General features: G+C 68.3%; 12 protein-coding genes. 8 read left to right on the top strand and 4 right to left on the bottom strand.

Annotated features, from left to right (window positions below):
* The first annotated feature begins 132 nt into the window (after nt 1–132).
* Nucleotides 133–1,425 carry an OmpP1/FadL family transporter gene (locus tag EBL85_RS07970; protein WP_123139664.1) on the top strand — a complete coding sequence of 431 codons (1,293 nt, stop codon included), beginning with the start codon at nt 133–135 and terminating at the stop codon, nt 1,423–1,425.
* Between the two features lie 105 nt (nt 1,426–1,530).
* Here EBL85_RS07970 and EBL85_RS07965 read toward each other — a convergent pair whose 3' ends face one another.
* From EBL85_RS07965 to EBL85_RS07955, 3 genes are all read right to left on the bottom strand, one after another.
* Nucleotides 1,531–2,010: a DsrE/DsrF/DrsH-like family protein gene (locus EBL85_RS07965; RefSeq protein WP_123142614.1), complete on the bottom strand. Its 480-nt coding sequence runs from the start codon at nt 2,008–2,010 to the stop codon at nt 1,531–1,533.
* 68 nt (nt 2,011–2,078) lie between these two features.
* Nucleotides 2,079–2,309, bottom strand: a complete 231-nt coding sequence (locus EBL85_RS07960) for a sulfurtransferase TusA family protein (RefSeq protein WP_062271871.1) — start codon at nt 2,307–2,309, stop codon at nt 2,079–2,081.
* A 146-nt stretch (nt 2,310–2,455) separates the two neighbouring features.
* The gene (locus EBL85_RS07955; RefSeq protein ID WP_062271873.1) at nt 2,456–2,776 is read right to left on the bottom strand and encodes a rhodanese-like domain-containing protein; all 321 of its coding nucleotides are present in this window, start codon (nt 2,774–2,776) and stop codon (nt 2,456–2,458) included.
* Between the two features lie 95 nt (nt 2,777–2,871).
* On the opposite strand from EBL85_RS07955, the gene cysG reads away from it, so the two are divergent.
* The gene (gene cysG / locus EBL85_RS07950; RefSeq protein WP_123142613.1) at nt 2,872–4,293 is read left to right on the top strand and encodes a siroheme synthase CysG; all 1,422 of its coding nucleotides are present in this window, start codon (nt 2,872–2,874) and stop codon (nt 4,291–4,293) included.
* A gap of 120 nt (nt 4,294–4,413) precedes the next feature.
* Here the strand turns inward: cysG and EBL85_RS07945 are convergent, their stop codons facing one another.
* On the bottom strand, nt 4,414–5,976 hold the full coding sequence (locus EBL85_RS07945; protein WP_123142612.1) for a CHAD domain-containing protein: 1,563 nt from the start codon (nt 5,974–5,976) through the stop codon (nt 4,414–4,416).
* Nucleotides 5,977–6,212: 236 nt separating this feature from the next.
* On the opposite strand from EBL85_RS07945, the gene tal reads away from it, so the two are divergent.
* From tal to betT, 6 genes are all read left to right on the top strand, one after another.
* A complete protein-coding gene (gene tal, locus EBL85_RS07940; RefSeq protein WP_123142611.1) occupies nt 6,213–7,178 on the top strand; it encodes a transaldolase in 966 nt (321 codons plus the stop codon).
* A complete protein-coding gene (gene rsmA / locus EBL85_RS07935; protein WP_123139659.1) occupies nt 7,172–7,981 on the top strand; it encodes a 16S rRNA (adenine(1518)-N(6)/adenine(1519)-N(6))-dimethyltransferase RsmA in 810 nt (269 codons plus the stop codon). Before tal ends, rsmA begins: the two co-directional genes overlap by 7 nt.
* A 38-nt stretch (nt 7,982–8,019) precedes the next feature.
* A complete protein-coding gene (gene lon, locus EBL85_RS07930; protein ID WP_123142610.1) occupies nt 8,020–10,470 on the top strand; it encodes an endopeptidase La in 2,451 nt (816 codons plus the stop codon).
* A gap of 389 nt (nt 10,471–10,859) precedes the next feature.
* On the top strand, nt 10,860–12,326 hold the full coding sequence (gene betB / locus EBL85_RS07925; protein WP_123142609.1) for a betaine-aldehyde dehydrogenase: 1,467 nt from the start codon (nt 10,860–10,862) through the stop codon (nt 12,324–12,326).
* A 114-nt stretch (nt 12,327–12,440) separates the two neighbouring features.
* A complete protein-coding gene (gene betA / locus EBL85_RS07920) occupies nt 12,441–14,117 on the top strand; it encodes a choline dehydrogenase (protein WP_123142608.1) in 1,677 nt (558 codons plus the stop codon).
* Between the two features lie 187 nt (nt 14,118–14,304).
* On the top strand, nt 14,305–16,320 hold the full coding sequence (betT, locus tag EBL85_RS07915; RefSeq protein ID WP_123139655.1) for a choline BCCT transporter BetT: 2,016 nt from the start codon (nt 14,305–14,307) through the stop codon (nt 16,318–16,320).
* The last annotated feature ends 221 nt before the right edge of the window (nt 16,321–16,541 follow it).

Raw genomic sequence — 16,541 nt, 5'->3', positions numbered from 1 at the left:
CCGCTGCTGTTTCGCCCGACCGGCTCCGCGGTCGAGAAGACCGTCCCGAGACGGCACCGACACGGTCACCGGCCAACAGAGATCATCGTCGATTCGACCTCATCCAGAGACAGCAAGCACAGAGGGATATCCATGTTCCAACGCCAGCTCCCCCATGCGGTCGCCCTGACCGCAGCCGTCGGCGCATTCGCCGTCCAGGCCCCGGCACAGGCCGCCGGCTTCGCCCTGCCCGAGGCATCGATCGCCGGTCTCGGTACCGCCAACGCCATGGTCGCCAACCCCGACGAGACCGGCGCCTTCGCCTACAACCCGGCGGCGATCGCCTTCCATGACAACTCCAGCATCGCCGTCGGCGGGCTGCTGATCAGCCCGTCCTTCTCGGTGCGTACCGCCAGCGGCGAGCACGAGAGCCAGGGCGCCGACTGGCTCGCCACCCCGCAGATGCAGATCGCCGCACGGATCAACGAGCGCTGGAGCCTCGGACTCGGGGTGAGTGCACCCTTCGGGCTCGAGACCCGCTGGGAGGACGGCACCTTCCCGGCGGTCAGCGGCACCCGCACCCTCGCCGTCCCGGCACCGCTCGACCCCGAGGTTCCGCTCGGCCAGCCGACCGCGAGCAAGCTCGAGGTGATCCAGATCGCCCCGACGGTGGCCTACCGGGTCAACGACGCGCTCAGCGTCTCGGCCGGACTCGATCTCTACTGGGGCAAGAGCGCCAAGCTCAACTCCACCGCCGGACAGCTCAGCGGCGACGGCGCCGGGGTCGGCTTCAACCTCAGCGCGCTCTACGTCCAGGGCCCCTGGAGCCTGGGCGCCTCCTTCCACTCCGCCTCCAGCGTCGGTCTCGACGGTCACTATGTCGCCAACAGCCAGACCCTGGTCGCGATCGGCGCAGCCGAGCAGAGCCAGGCGGCCAAGATCGACTTCGACCTGCCCTGGCGCCTGCAGCTCGGCGTGCGCTATGAGTTCAACCCGCAGCTCGCCGTCGAGTTCGACTGGACCCGCACCGGCTGGACCGAGTTCGACACCCTGGAGATCAAGGGCCGCACCACCGGCGATCTGATCTTCGCCGACACCAACGGCTGGACCGACACCAACGCCTACCGTCTCGGCGTGACCTATCAGCTGCGTCCCGACACCCAGTTGCGCTTCGGCTACGCCTTCGACGAGACCGGACAGGGCGACGACCACTTCAGCGCCCGTGTGCCGGACAACGATCGTCATCTGTTCAGCATCGGCGTGGCGCACAGCCTCGACCGCGGCCTCTCGCTCGAGGCCGGCTACATGTACGTGATGGCCGAGGATCGCAACTATCGCAGCAACACCGCCTACAGCGGCCACGGCGTCAACGGTACCGATGCCCTCGACGGCGACTACGAGATGGATGCCCACATCTTCGGTCTCGAGCTGGTCAAGGTCTTCTAGGAGCGTCAGGAGCCGGGCGCGGGGACCGATCGTCGGCCCGCGCCGGAAACGAAAAACGCCGCCCGTGCGGGCGGCGTTCGAAGACAGCGGCAAGGGTTCGCCGAGTCAGATATAAAGACAGATATCGCTTTCGCCGGCGAACTCGAAGAAGGACGTGGCCCCCGCGTACTCGACCCCATCGATGAAGTCATCGGTGTCCATGTCGAAGAGATCGACGGTCATCTGACAGGCAACCAGCTTGACCTCGGCCTCGAGACAGAGTTCGCGCAGCTCCTCGATGCTCGCCACGCCCTTGCTCTGCATCTTCTTCTTCATCATCGCGGTCATCATGCCCTGCATACCGGGCAGCGCCAGCCCCAGCACCGGGAACCACTTGTCCATGCCCAGCGGCATCGGCATCCCCGGGTTGCCCAGCGGCGTGACCTCGAGCTTCGGCTCCTTTTTCAACAGCTGCAGCCCGTAGAAGGTGCAGAAGATCTGGGTCTCGTAGCCCAGTGCCGCCGCGGTGGACGCCAGGATGAAGGGCGGATAGGCCCAATCGAGCGAACCCTTGGTGGCGATGATCGCCAACTTCTTGTCTTCCATTCAGTCCTCCTCGTGGGTCACATCGAGGCGCGCGTGCGTCGCGCGCGATACAGCCGGCGTCGAAACCGTCAGGACTTCTTGATCAGGAAGTGGAACTTGCCACCATCCTCCTTGGATTCCATCAGCTCATTGCCGGTCTGCTTGGCAAAGGCGTCGAAGTCGCGCACCGAGCCCGGATCGGTCGCCACCACATGGAGTACCTGACCGGCACTCATCGCGTTCAGGGTCTTCTTGGCGCGCAGGATCGGCAACGGGCAGTTGAGGCCGCTCGCGTCCAGTTCTTGGTCGAAGTCTGCCATCGGGTACCTCCGGTTCAGGGGCTGGTGGGTGAAAGAACGGGTGTGAATCCGAGGGTTCGGCGTCATAGGCGAACCCCAATTAAAAAGGCAACATATCAGGTTGATGAGTCAACCGTTTCCTGATCAGCAAAGCCCTGACGCCAGCTTCATGCAGGTGGCGCGACCGGATAACCGTGGCGTGCCCAGGCAATGATCCCGCCACGCAGATTGATGACGCGGTCATAGCCCTGCTGCTGCATGTAGGCACAGGCCTGATAGGAACGCGCACCACTGCGGCAGTAGAGCACGATATCGCGATCGCGCGGCAGTTCGGCGAGACGCAGCGGGATCAGGTGCATCGGCAATTGCATCGCATCGGGAATCATGCCCTGTGCCATTTCGGCGGGCGTGCGGATGTCGACCAGTAACTGATCCGCTCCATCGCTGATGCGTTGCTGTAATGATTCGGAGTCGATCTCGTTGATCACCGGGGCTTCTACCACAATTCTAAGTATTTAAGTATATTAATGACTTTTGACAACCAACTCAATGACGCTGTGGGGCCTAAACCCCTGAGATGACCATGGAACTTCTCCCCATCTTTCTCGACATGCAGGGGCAGCCCTGTCTGGTGGTCGGCGGCGGCACCACGGCGGCACGCAAGGCCGGCAACCTGCTGCGCGCGGGCGCCGAGCTCACCCTGATCTCCCCGACCCTGAGCGATGAACTCGCCGAGCTGGCCGAGAGCGGCCGACTGCGCCATCTCGCGCGCTGCTTCGCGCCCGAGGACATCCCCGGCAACCGGCTGGTGATCGCCGCCACCGATGACCGCGACACCAATCATCGCATCGCCGAGATCGCCAAGGGACACGGCATCCCGGTCAACGTGGTCGACGACCCCGAGGCCTGCAGCTTCCTGCTGCCCTCGATCGTCGATCGCTCGCCGGTGGTGATCGCCGTCTCCACCGGGCGCGCCTCGCCGGTGCTCGCCCGATTGCTGCGTACCCGGCTCGAGGGGCTGATCCCGGCCGGCTACGGGCGGCTCGCCGAACTCTGTCGCCGCTACCGCACGCCGGTCAAGCAACGTTTCGACGACGCCCGCGACCGACGCCGGTTCTGGGACCGGGTGCTGCTCGGCGGGGTCGCCGAGCGTATCTTCGCCGGCCAGCAGGACGCCGCCGAGCGACTGATCCGCCAGGAGCTCGACGCCGACCCCGAGCACAGCGAGCTGGGCGAGGTCTATCTGGTCGGCGCCGGTCCCGGCGACCCCGATCTGCTCACCTTCCGCGCGCTGCGGCTGATGCAGCAGGCCGACGTGGTGGTCTACGACCGTCTGGTCTCCACCCCGATCCTGGAGATGACCCGCCGCGACGCGCGCCGCATCTATGTCGGCAAGCAGCGCAACCATCACGCCATGCGTCAGGAGGAGATCAACCGGCTGCTCGCCGAGCTGGCCAAGGACGGGCACCGGGTGCTGCGTCTCAAGGGTGGTGATCCCTTCATCTTCGGGCGCGGCGGCGAGGAGATCGACACCCTCGCCGCCGAGGGCGTGCCCTTCCAGGTCATCCCCGGGATCACCGCCGCCTCCGGCTGCGCCTGCTACAGCGGCATCCCGCTGACCCACAGAGACTACGCGCAATCGGTGACCTTCGTCACCGGGCATCTCAAGGACGGCACCATCGACCTCAACTGGCCGGCGCTCGCCCAGCCCAACCAGACGGTAGTCTTCTACATGGGGTTGGCGGGGCTGCCGGTGATCGTCGAGCGACTGCGCGAGCACGGCGTGGCGGGCGACATGCCGGTGGCGCTGGTGCAACAGGGCACCACCCACATGCACCGGGTCTATGCCGGCACGCTCTCGACCATCGTCGAGCAGCTCGCCGCCGATCCGCCGGAGCCGCCGACGCTGATCATCGTCGGCGAGGTGGTGCGCCTCCATGACAAGCTCGGCTGGTTCGAACCGCCCGAGACCGCCGCCCCGGCCACCAGCGCGCCGATCCCCTGAGCGTTCGCGCACCGAGCCACGCCAGCGGGCGCGGCTCGACGGCCTGATCGTCTCGGGTTCGGCGAGCGCCGCCGCTCGCACCCCAGCGGCGCCAGCACAACGACTGAGGCCGCAGCCGGGTCAGCCCCCGAACAGCGCCTTCAACCGCGCCCGCGACGACTTCGCGCGAAACGCCCCGAAGACCTCGTCGAAGGCGGCGCGATCGTCGCGCTGCTGCGCCAGCAACTGGCCGACCAGGGCGCCGATGGCGAGCAGGGTGTCGCTGTCGGCCTCGCCCGCCTCGAACATCCGTCGCGCCAACAGGCGCAGACGCTCGGCCTGCACCGCCCGATCCTGGAAACCGCCGAGGTTGTCAAGGAGGTCCTTGGTCTGACGGATCGCCTTGCGGATCTCGCGACGCGGATAGAGGCTGTGGAAGAACTCCATCATGTAACGCAGCTTCTTGCAGCGCTTGCGCAGCGCGTGCAGCGCCTCCGGCGGTGAGTCCGCGCCGATCGCCGCGCCCTCGCGCAACACCTGGCGCGCCAGCCGCCGCAGCCGGGCGTCGACCACCGCCTTGACCGGGCGCCGCGCGGCGGGACCCAGCGCCTCGGGCGCGAGCGGGGTGTCGAGGAAGTCGTGCCAGTCGGCGAGCAGACGCGCGCACGTCTCGCCGCCGAGTTCGTCGGCCAGCGCCCGCTGCGCCGCGGCGTGATCGGCGTGCAGACGCTCACCCAGGGGATCGAGGGCGCCGCGCAGCGCCTCGGGCAGCCCGGCACGCTGGTGCGCGAACTGCTCGAGCTGGACGTCGAGATCGCGCACCGGCCCGGTGACCCGCTGCAGCCAGGCAAACCCCTCGCGAAAAGGCCGCAGCCGCGTCTCCGGGAAGATCGCCCCGAACTGACCGAGCGCCGAGCGGGTGCGCCGGGTCGCCACCCGCAGATCATGGAGGAACTCGGGATCGATCGCCTCGCGCGCGCCCTCGACATTGGCCTCGAGCGTCCCGAGCAGCTCGCGCAGCACCGCGCGCGCGGCCTCTTCGGCACGGGTCTCGGGAGCGATGTCGAGATCGAGCTTGGAGGAATAATCGCCCGGATAGCGTCCGATCGCCGCGAGCGCCTCGACCACCACCGAGACCCTGGCCGGGCGCAGCGCGAGCGTCCGTTCGAGCCCGTCGATCAGACGCTCGCGCTGGCGCCGCGCGCCCTGACCGGGCAGCACCCGCAACCGCGGCGCCAAGGCCCCCGCCGCCGCGCCGTTCGGGTCGCGATACCGCGTGCGCTCGATGGCGAACCTGAGCAGGGTATGATCGTCATCGCCCAGCACGCGATGGATCTCGGCCCGGGTGTCGAGCTGTATCAGCGGCAACAGACGACGCACCCCGCAGCAACCGAGCAGCCGCTCGCGCAGCGCCCCCGCCGGGAGATGCGCCGGGAAGTCCGGTGGCGCGTCGAGCTCGAGCACCAGCTGGCGCTCGCGCGGATCGAGCGGCAGGCGGATCAGGTGCCAGCGTGGGCCGCGCCCCTGACAGGCGAGCATGGCGCCGTCGCCATGGACCGCCCAATCGAAGGTGTCGTAATGGATTCGTCGGGTCGATTCGGTCGAGGACGGCGCCAGCCGCCCCTGCCCCCGGACCCAGGTCTCGAGACGTGCGAGCGAGACATCCGCGGGCAACAGATAGTCATCAGATTCCGATTCGCGCATGAACAGCTCCTGCAGACGGCACCGGCCCCGATTGACACAGCAACCGCTGGCGCGAGGCGTGCATTCAACGGGGTGTCGGTGTCATTATGGAAAATTTTCCGGGCAAGGGTGTGCCGGTCCGGCCCGCAGAATCGGAATCGTCACCATTTTGGGCTAGGGTCAATGGAACCGGCGGCGCGGCGACGCGCCCTAAATCCATCGACCTCATCCCGAAATCCATACAAGGACATCGCATCATGAGCAAGCTCGATCAACTGCGCTCCATGACCACCGTGGTCGCGGACACCGGCGACTTCGAGTCGATCGTCGAGTACCGCCCCCAGGACGCCACCACCAACCCCTCGCTGATCTACAAGGCGGCGCAGATGCCGCAGTACCGCGAGCTGGTGGAGGACGCGCTCGATTTCGGCCAGACCAAGGGCGAGGGCGAGGAACGCACCCGCTGGACCATGGACAAGCTGGCGGTGAACTTCGGCACCGAGATCCTCAAGATCGTCCCCGGCCGGGTCTCCACCGAGATCGACGCGCGACTGTCGTTCGACACCGAGGCCACGGTGCGTCGTGCCGAGGGCCTGGTCGAGCTCTACGAGGCCGCCGGCGTCGATCCGCGCGAACGGGTGCTGTTCAAGATCGCCTCGACCTGGGAGGGCATCCGCGCCGCCGAGCGACTCGAGCGCCAGGGCATCCACTGCAATCTAACCCTTTTGTTCAGCTTCGCCCAGGCGGTGGCCTGCGCCGAGGCCGGGGTCACCCTGATCTCGCCCTTCGTCGGTCGCATCCTCGACTGGTACAAGAACGCCGAGAACGTCGCCGGCTACCCCGCCGACGAGGACCCGGGCGTGTGCTCGGTCACCCGTATCTACAACTACTACAAGCGTCACGGCTACGAGACCGCGGTGATGGGCGCGAGCTTCCGCAATCTCGACGAGATCCTCGAGCTTGCCGGCTGCGACCTGCTGACCATCTCCCCGGCGCTGCTCGGCGAGCTGGCCTCGACCGACGGCGAGGTCTGCCGCCGACTCGACCCCGAGCGTGCCCAGGGCATGGAGATCGAACGGGTCAGCTTCGACGAGACCAGCTTCCGCTGGGCGCTCAACGAGGATGCCATGGCCACCGAGAAGCTCGCCGAGGGCATCCGACTGTTCGCCGCCGACACCCGCAAGCTCGAGCAGTTCACCCGCGAGGTCTGTCAACATTGCTGACACCACACCAGCCCCGTAAGCGCTTCGGGCAGAACTTCCTCCACGACCAGGGCGTGATCGCCCGTATCCATGCCGCCATCGCCGCGCGCCCCGGCGAACGCCTGGTCGAGATCGGTCCCGGCCAGGGGGCGATCACCGCCGGACTGCTCGAGGCCGTGGGGGAGCTCGACGTGGTCGAACTCGATCGCGACCTGATCGAGCCGCTGCGCGCGCGACTCGGCGGGCGCGGCACCCTGCGCATCCACAATGTCGACGCGCTGAAGTTCGACCTCTGCGCGCTGCGCCAGGGGCCGGAGGAGCGGGTGCGGGTGGTCGGCAACCTGCCCTACAACATCTCCACACCGCTGCTGTTCCACTTTCTCGCCCAGTCGCACTGTCTCGCCGACCTGCACCTGATGCTGCAGAAGGAGGTGGTCGATCGCATGGTCGCCGAGCCCGGCAGCAAGATCTATGGCCGGCTCTCGGTGATGGTGCAGACCCAGTGCCGGGCGCGCAGCCTGTTGCGCATCGGGCCCGGCGCCTTCACTCCAGCCCCCAAGGTCGACTCGGCCGTGGTACGTCTGGAGCCGGTCGCGGACCTGTATCCGCTCGCCGATCCCGAACGCCACGCCCGGATCGTCGCCGCCGCCTTCGGCCAGCGACGCAAGACCCTGCGCAACAGCCTCTCCGGGCTGGTCACGCCCGAGCAGTTCGAGCGCGCCGAGATCGATCCGATGCGCCGCGCCGAGACCCTCTCGGTGACCGAATACGCCACCCTGGCCAATGCCGCGACTTGCCAAGACGGACAAAAAACAGAAAACTAAAGGGTTTTTCGAGCAGCGACGCGAAACGAGGTACCGACATGCCGGAGGAGCGACTGGACGACAGCGATGACGTGATCGAGGCCGAGGCGGAGACATCCTCCGGACTCGAGACCGTCACGCTGGCGCGCGCCAACGACGTCCTGCCGACCGAGCTGCCCCTGCTCCCGGTCGCCGCCCGCCCCTTCTTCCCCGCCCAGGCGGTGCCGCTGACGATGAGCGCCGAGCACTGGGCGCCGACGCTGCAGCGGGTGGCCGACAGCGAGCACAAGATCCTCGGCGTGGTGCTGGTCGGGGTCGAGCGTTCCGAGGACGCCACCGCCGATGACTTCTACGCCATCGGTACCGCCTGCCGGGTGCACCGCATCCATCACCAGGACGGCCAGCTGCAGGTGCTCGTCGAGTGCCTGCAGCGCTTCCGCCTCGCCGGCTGGCTCGCGCGCGAGGCGCCGTTCAGCGCCCGGGTCGAGTATCTGCCCGAGCCCGACGGCGGTCCCGACAGCGAGGTCAAGGCCTATGCCATGGCGGTGATCAACACCATCAAGGAGTTGCTCCCGCTCAATCCGCTCTATGTCGAGGAGCTGCGCATGTTCCTCGACCGCTTTGGCCCCGATGATCCATCGCGACTGGCCGACTTCGCCGCCAGCCTCACCACCTCCAGCGCCGAGCAGCTCCAGGAGGTGCTCGAGACCCTGCCGCTGCTGCCGCGCATGGAGAAGGTGCTGGCGCTGCTCAACACCGAGCTCGAACTGGCGCGCGCGCAGCAGAAGATCCGCCGCAGCGTCGAGGAGAAGATGCAGAAGCATCAGCGCGAGTTCTTCCTCCGCGAGCAGCTCAAGGCGATCCAGAAGGAGCTGGGCATCGCCAAGGACGACCGCACCGCCGAGATCGATCGTATCGAGGCGCGCATCGCCGAGCTCGATCTCACCGAGCAGGCGGCCAAGCGTGTCGAGGAGGAACTCGACAAGCTGCGCATCCTCGAGACCGGCTCGCCGGAGTACGCCGTCACCCGCAACTATCTCGACTGGGTGAGCCTGCTGCCCTGGGGCCGTCACTCCACCGACAAGCTCGACCTCAAGCGCGCACGGCGCATCCTCGACCGCGACCACTACGGGCTCGAGGACGTCAAGCGGCGCATCCTCGAGTTCCTCGCCGTCGGCATCCATCGCGGCGAGATCGCCGGCTCGATCATCCTCCTGGTCGGCCCGCCCGGGGTCGGCAAGACCTCGATCGGGCGCTCCATCGCCGATGCGCTGGGGCGACGTTTCTATCGCTTCTCGGTCGGCGGCATCCGCGACGAGGCCGAGATCAAGGGCCACCGGCGCACCTATATCGGCGCCATGCCCGGCAAGTTCGTGCAGGCGATGAAGGATGCCGGTACCGCCAATCCGGTGATCCTGCTCGACGAGATCGACAAGATCGGCGCCTCCTACCACGGCGACCCGGCCTCGGCGCTGCTCGAGGTGCTCGACCCGGAGCAGAACGGCGACTTCCTCGATCACTATCTCGACCTGCGCTTCGACCTCTCCAAGGTGCTGTTCGTGTGCACCGCCAACCAGCTCGACACCATCCCCGGTCCGCTGCTCGACCGTATGGAGGTGATCCAGCTCTCGGGCTACATCGCCGAGGAGAAGCTGCAGATCGCGCGCAAGTACCTGCTGCCGCGCCAGATCGAACGTGCCGGTCTGGAGAAGGGTGCGGTCAAGCTCGACACCCGCACCCTGCGCGCGCTGATCGAGGGCTATGCCCGCGACGCCGGGGTGCGCCGGCTCGAGAAACAGCTCGGCAAGATCGTGCGCAAGGTCGCCGTCGAGCTGCTCGAGGACGCCGAGGCCCCGGTCGCGGTCGGTCGCGACCAGCTCCAGGGCTATCTCGGCAGTCCGGTGTTCCGCGACGAGCGCAAGCTCTCCGGACCGGGCGTGGTCACCGGGCTGGCGTGGACGGCGATGGGCGGCGCCACCCTGTCGATCGAGGCGGCGCGCACCCACGGCTTCAATCGCGGCTTCAAGCTCACCGGCCAGCTCGGCGAGGTGATGAAGGAGTCGGCCGAGATCGCCTACGGCTTCCTGGTCGGCAACGCCGAGCGCTTCGGCGTCGACCCGGCGTTCTTCGAGCAGTCCTTCATCCATCTGCACGTCCCCGCCGGTGCCACCCCCAAGGACGGCCCCTCGGCCGGCATCACCATCGCCAGCGCGCTGCTCTCGCTGGCACGCGACGAGCCGGTACGGCGCATCGCCATGACCGGCGAGATCACCCTCACCGGCGAGGTCTTCCCGGTCGGCGGCATCCGCGAGAAGCTGATCGCCGCGCGCCGTGCCGGGATCAAGGAGATCGTGCTCCCGGCCGACAACCGCGGCGAGTTCGACGAGGTCCCGGAGCATGTGCGCAAGGGCCTGACGGTGCACTTCGCCTCGCGTTTCGACGACCTGCTGGCGCTGCTCTTCGAGCCGTCGACCAAGCGGCGCGGCACGCGCCGGGGCACGCGTCGCTGATGCCGCTCCAGACCATCGAGCGGCGCCTGGTCCGCGCGCTCGTCGCCGGCTGCGGTGACGGGCGTCCGAGCGACGCCCCGGCGCTCCGTCCACCCTGCCACGACTGACCCCATCCGGAAGACGCTGAGGGACTCCTTCAGGGATGAACTCAGCGTGGCCAGGAGCCGTCCCCGTGCCACCGCGCGACTCGGGACGACAGCCGCCCATCTCAGTGTCTTCCCGGCGCGCTCCCCGATCCGCCCGCCATACCGACGGCCCCGGGTCCCCCCGCAGCAAACGCGCCCGATCCCGTGAGACCACCATCTCGCACCACGATCGCACGCCCGTCCCGGCCCGATCCCGGCCAGCGGCGGCGTCACCATCATCCGACATTGCAGAGGGCATCGATCATGCGCCAGACGCATACCGCCTATATCGACGGTCGTCCGACCCCGCGCCGCGACGACCAGGCCAGCTTCGCGACCATCAACCCAGCCGACGGCTCGGTGCTCGCCGAGGTCCAGTCCTCCGACGCCGCCGAGATCGAAGCCGCGGTGGCCGGCGCCCGCGCCGGTCAACGCATCTGGGCCGGCTACACCGCCGTCGAGCGCGCCCGGGTGCTGCAGCGCGCCGTGGCGCTGCTGCGCGAGCGCAACGACGCGCTCGCCGAACTCGAGACCCGCGACACCGGCAAGCCGCTCTCCGAGACCCTGGCCGTCGACATCGTCACCGGCGCCGACGTGCTCGAGTACTACGCCGGGCTGGCCGCCGCCATCGAGGGCACGCAGATCCCGCTGCGCGAGACCAGCTTCGTCTATACCCGGCGCGAACCGCTCGGCGTGGTCGCCGGCATCGGCGCCTGGAACTATCCGATCCAGATCGCGCTGTGGAAGTCCGCCCCGGCGCTGGCCGCGGGCAACGCCATGGTGTTCAAGCCGAGCGAGGTCACCCCGCTGAGCGCGCTCGAGCTGGCGGCGATCTATACCGAGGCGGGACTGCCCGAGGGGGTGTTCAACGTCGTCCAGGGCGACGGCGCGGTGGGCGCCATGCTCACCGCCCATCCGGGCATCGACAAGGTCTCCTTCACCGGCGGCGTCGACACCGGCAAGCGGGTCGCGGCGGCGGCCACCGGCTCCACGCTCAAGGAGGTCACCATGGAGCTCGGCGGCAAGTCGCCGCTGATCGTCGGCGAGGACGCCGACCTCGCGCTCGCCGCCGACGTGGCGATGATGGCCAACTTCTACAGCTCCGGTCAGGTCTGCACCAACGGCACCCGGGTGTTCGTGCCGACGGCGCGCCTGGCCGAGTTCGAGGCGGCGGTGCTCGAGCGCGTCGCACGCATCCGCGTCGGCGACCCGCTCGACCCCGAGACCAACTTCGGCCCGCTGGTCGGTTTCGAGCACATGGCCCAGGTGCTCGATCATATCGACGCCGGCAAGCGCGAGGGCGCGCGGCTGCTGTGTGGCGGCGAACGGCTCACCACCGGCGCGCTGGGAGACGGCGCCTATGTCGCGCCGACGGTGTTCAGCGACTGTCGCGACGACATGCGCATCGTCCGCGAGGAGATCTTCGGCCCGGTGATGAGCATCCTCGGCTACGCCACCGAGGACGAGGCCGTCGCCCGCGCCAACGCCACCGACTACGGCCTGGCCGCCGGCGTGGTCACCCCCGACCTCAAGCGCGCCCATCGTCTGATCCACCGTCTCGAGGCCGGCATCTGCTGGATCAACACCTGGGGCGAGTCGCCGGCACAGATGCCGGTGGGCGGCTACAAGCACTCCGGCATCGGTCGCGAGAACGGTATCGAGACCCTGATGCACTACACCCGCACCAAATCCGTCCAGGTCGAACTCGACACCTTCGAGTCGGTGTTCTGACCTGCGCCCGGGCGGCCCCGCGCCGCCCCTCGACGACCACCATCCCAAGCCTGCGCTCCCCCCGACCGTGCCCAGCCGGCCGGCGCGGGAGCGCTCGCCACCACAGGAGCCCCCATGCACGAGAACAACGAATACGACTACATCATCATCGGTGCCGGTTCGGCCGGTAACACCCTGGCCGCGCGACTGACCGAAGAGGCCGGGGTCTCGGTGTTGCTGCTCGAGGCGGGCGGACGCGATCACCGACTCGACTTCCGCACCCAGATGCCCGCCGCCCTCGCCTACCCGCTGCAGGGCCGACGCTACAACTGGGGCTACCAGACCGACCCCGAGCCGCACATGGACAATCGCCGCATGGACTGCGGACGCGGCAAGGGGCTGGGCGGCTCGTCGCTGATCAACGGCATGTGCTACATCCGCGGCAACGCCCTCGACTTCGACCACTGGGCCCGGCGCGACGGACTCGAGGACTGGACCTACAGCGACTGCCTGCCCTACTTCAAGAAGGCCGAGTCGCGCGACATCGGCGGCAACGACTATCACGGCGCCAGCGGCCCGATCGGGGTGGCCACGCCCAAGGCCGGCAACAACGAGCTGTTCGCGGCGATGATCGAGGCCGGGGTACAGGCCGGCTATGCGCGCACCGACGACCTCAACGGCTATCAGCAGGAGGGCTTCGGCCCGATGGACCGCTTCGTCACCCCGCAGGGGCGGCGGGCGAGCACCGCGCGCGGCTATCTCGACATGGCCCGTCACCGCCCCGGCCTGGACATCCTCACCCGCGCCACCACCGACCGTATCCTGTTCTCCGGCAAGCGTGCCGTCGGCGTCGCCTTCGAGCATCGCGGCAAACAGCAACAGGCCCATGCCCGCCGCGAGGTGCTGCTCTGCGCCGGGGCCATCGCCTCGCCGCAGATCCTGCAGCGCTCCGGGGTCGGCCCCGGCGCCTGGCTCGCCGAGCACGACATCCCCGAGGTGCTCGACCTGCCCGGCGTCGGCAACAACCTCCAGGACCATCTCGAACTCTACATCCAGTACGAGTGCCGCCAGCCGGTCTCCATCGCCCCGGCGCTCAAGCCCTGGAACCAGCTGCGCATCGGCGCCGAGTGGCTGTTCGCCGGCAGCGGACTGGGCGCGAGCAACCAGTTCGAGGCCGGCGGCTTCATCCGCTCCCACGCACGCTTCGAGTGGCCCAACATCCAGTACCACTTCCTGCCCATCGCGGTGCGCTACGACGGACGCAACGCGGTGAAGGCCCACGGCTTCCAGGCCCATGTCGGCTCGATGCGCTCGCCCAGCCGCGGCCGGGTGAAGCTCAACTCGCGCGACCCCAAGGCGGCCCCGAGCATCCGCTTCAACTACATGTCGCAGCCGCAGGACTGGGAGGAGTTCCGCGCCGCCATCCGCATCACCCGCGAGATCTTCGCCCAGCCGGCGCTCGCCCCCTACACCGGCCGCGAGATCGCGCCCACCGCCGAGCTGCAGAGCGACGCCGAGCTCGACGCCTTCGTCCGCGCCCACGGCGAGACCGCCTATCACCCCTCCTGCACCTGTGCCATGGGCAGCGGCCCCGACAGCGTCGTCGACGGCCAGGGCCGGGTGCACGGGCTCGAGGCGCTGCGCGTGGTCGATGCCTCGATCATGCCGCAGATCATCACCGGCAATCTCAACGCGACCACCATCATGCTCGCCGAGAAGATCGCCGACCGTATTCGCGGAATCGACCCGCTGCCACGCGCCGAGGTGGATTACTACCAGGCCCAGGGCGCGGCTCCGCGACGCGACGCCTGATCCGGCGTCCGGGGCGTGACGCCGCGACGTCACGCCCGCCATCCGGTCCCGTGGCCCCGCGGCCATCAGCCCGACCCATCGGCGGGTCGAGGAAACGCGCTCCGTCACCGCGACGGGACGCGTTTCCCGGCACCGAGCGAGGGTCCGGTCAGGGACCGATCCCTTCCAGCAATCGATACCATCAACCATGCAAAGCTTCATCGACGACGACCACGGCCAGCGGCCGCTCGAGGTCAATCGCACGGTGTTCATCGCCTCGGCGGCGCTGACCGCGCTGCTGATCGCCATCACCATGCTCTTCCCCGCCAGGACCGAGGCACTGCTCGGGCTCGCGCTCGGCTGGGTCTCCGACCACTTCGGCTGGTACTACATGCTCGCGCTCGCCGCCTATAGCGGCTTCGTGCTGTTCATCGCGCTCTCGCGCTACGGCGACATCCGTCTCGGCCCGGATCACGCCACCCCGGACTTCAACTATGTCACCTGGGCGGCAATGCTGTTCTCGGCGGGCATCGGCATCGACCTGCTGTTCTTCGGCGCCTCCGAGCCGCTCGCCCACTTCCTCACCCCGCCCGGCGGCGCGGAGACCGCGCTGCAACCGGCCGAGCGCGCCGCCATCGCCCAGACCTTCCTCCACTGGGGGGTGCACGGCTGGGGGCTCTACGCCCTGATGGGCATGGCGCTGGCCTACTTCGCCTATCGCCACAAGATGCCCCTGGCGCTGCGCTCGGCGCTGGTGCCGCTGATCGGGCGCAAGCGCGCCGCCGGCTGGATCGGTCACACCGTCGACACCTTCGGCGTGGTCTGCACCCTGTTCGGCATCGCCACCAGCCTCGGTATCGGCGTGCTCCAGGCCAACGCCGGCATGACCCACATCTTCGGCATCGAGTCGAGCAAGCTGGTCCAGGCGGCGATCATCGTCACCGTCATCATCCTCGCCGGCCTGTCGGCGATCTCCGGGGTCGAGCGCGGCGTGCGCCGACTCTCGGAGATCAACATGGGCTTCGCCACCCTGCTGCTGATCGCGCTGCTGTTGATGGGACCGACGCTGTACCTGCTCAACGGTCTGGTGCAGAACATCGGCGACTACTTCCAGGGCCTGATCGGCAAGACCTTCGACGTCTACGCCTATGACGGCGCCGAAGGGGCCTCCTGGAAGGCCGGCTGGACGGTGTTCTTCTGGGCCTGGTGGCTGGCCTGGTCGCCCTTCGTCGGGCTGTTCATCGCGCGCATTTCGCGCGGGCGCACGCTGCGCGAGTTCGTGCTCGGGGCGATGTTCATCCCGCTCGGCTTCATCTTCGCCTGGTTCTCGATCTTCGGTAACAGCGCCATCGACCTGGTCAACAACGGCGCCGTCGAACTCGGCGAGATCGCCGTCAACGACCCGGCGATGGGCCTGTTCGCCTTCTTCGACCACTATCCGGCCGCCTCGCTGTGGTCCGGCCTGGCGGTGGTGCTGGGGCTGATCTTCTTCATCACCTCGGCCGACTCCGGCGCCCTGGTGCTGGCCAACCTCAGCACCAAGGGCCTGACCTCGGAGCAGGATGCGCCGATCTGGCTGCGCCTGTTCTGGGCCGCGCTCACCGGGTTGATCACCCTCGGGCTGCTGTTCGCCGGCGGCTTCAACTCGCTGCAGTCGGTGGTGGTGGTCTCGGCGCTGCCCTTCTCGGTGATCCTGCTGCTGTTCATGTGGTCGCTGCACTACAGCCTGCGTCAGGAGGCGACCAAGCGGAAGGCCGAGAACATCGACTTCGCCCCGGCGATCTCGGACAAGGGGCTGGGCTGGAAGGAGCGGCTCTCGCGCATCGTCCACTTCCCCTCGCGCCAGTTCGTCGAACAATTCCTGCACGAGACCGTGGAGCCGGCGATGGCGGAGGTCTCGCAGGCGCTCAATCAGCGCGGACTCGACACCGAGCTGAGCCATGACACCGAGGACCACCGGCTGTGCCTGCAGGTCAAGCACGGCAACGAGATGGACTTCTTCTACATGGTCAACCTGATCGGCTCCGCCAAGCCTGTGTTCGCGCTCGGCCAGTCCGGCAACATTGCCGCGCACCACGAGAACGAGCGCTACTACCGCGCCGAGGTCTTCCTCCGCGAGGGGGGCCAGGAGTATGACTTGGTCGGCTATAGCAAGGCCCAGGTGATCAACGACATCCTCAACCAGTACGAGCGGCACATGCAGTTCCTGCATCTCGACCGCTGACCCCCCCCGCACCCGCGCGCCCGGCGCGGGTGTCCAGCTCCGGCGCCCAGCGGCGCCGGGGCCACTCGCCCTCCCCGGCGCGGATCGCGACCACCCGGGCGTCGATTTGACAACCGCCGCGCCGACTCGACAGGATGACGGGGACATATCCGATGCGTCCCATCCGGCACCAAGCGCGTGCCGCACCATCCATGACCCGGTCACACCAGGCCAGGACGCAT

The organism is Marichromatium sp. AB32 (assembly GCF_003718675.1).
In the GTDB taxonomy this organism is placed as follows: domain Bacteria; phylum Pseudomonadota; class Gammaproteobacteria; order Chromatiales; family Chromatiaceae; genus Marichromatium; species Marichromatium gracile.
The sequence above is the reverse complement of the archived record's forward strand: the minus strand, read 5'-3'. Positions and strand labels throughout refer to the sequence as shown.

What these genes read in the sequence shown, in the direction of transcription:
- tal (WP_123142611.1), top strand. Translation starts at nt 6,213, where the DNA reads ATGAGCAAGCTCGATCAACTGCGCTCCATGACCACCGTGGTCGCGGAC.
- betT (WP_123139655.1), top strand. Translation starts at nt 14,305, where the DNA reads ATGCAAAGCTTCATCGACGACGACCACGGCCAGCGGCCGCTCGAGGTC.
- lon (WP_123142610.1), top strand. Translation starts at nt 8,020, where the DNA reads ATGCCGGAGGAGCGACTGGACGACAGCGATGACGTGATCGAGGCCGAG.
- betA (WP_123142608.1), top strand. Translation starts at nt 12,441, where the DNA reads ATGCACGAGAACAACGAATACGACTACATCATCATCGGTGCCGGTTCG.
- EBL85_RS07945 (WP_123142612.1), bottom strand. Translation starts at nt 5,976, where the DNA reads ATGCGCGAATCGGAATCTGATGACTATCTGTTGCCCGCGGATGTCTCG.
- cysG (WP_123142613.1), top strand. Translation starts at nt 2,872, where the DNA reads ATGGAACTTCTCCCCATCTTTCTCGACATGCAGGGGCAGCCCTGTCTG.
- EBL85_RS07960 (WP_062271871.1), bottom strand. Translation starts at nt 2,309, where the DNA reads ATGGCAGACTTCGACCAAGAACTGGACGCGAGCGGCCTCAACTGCCCG.
- betB (WP_123142609.1), top strand. Translation starts at nt 10,860, where the DNA reads ATGCGCCAGACGCATACCGCCTATATCGACGGTCGTCCGACCCCGCGC.
- EBL85_RS07970 (WP_123139664.1), top strand. Translation starts at nt 133, where the DNA reads ATGTTCCAACGCCAGCTCCCCCATGCGGTCGCCCTGACCGCAGCCGTC.
- EBL85_RS07965 (WP_123142614.1), bottom strand. Translation starts at nt 2,010, where the DNA reads ATGGAAGACAAGAAGTTGGCGATCATCGCCACCAAGGGTTCGCTCGAT.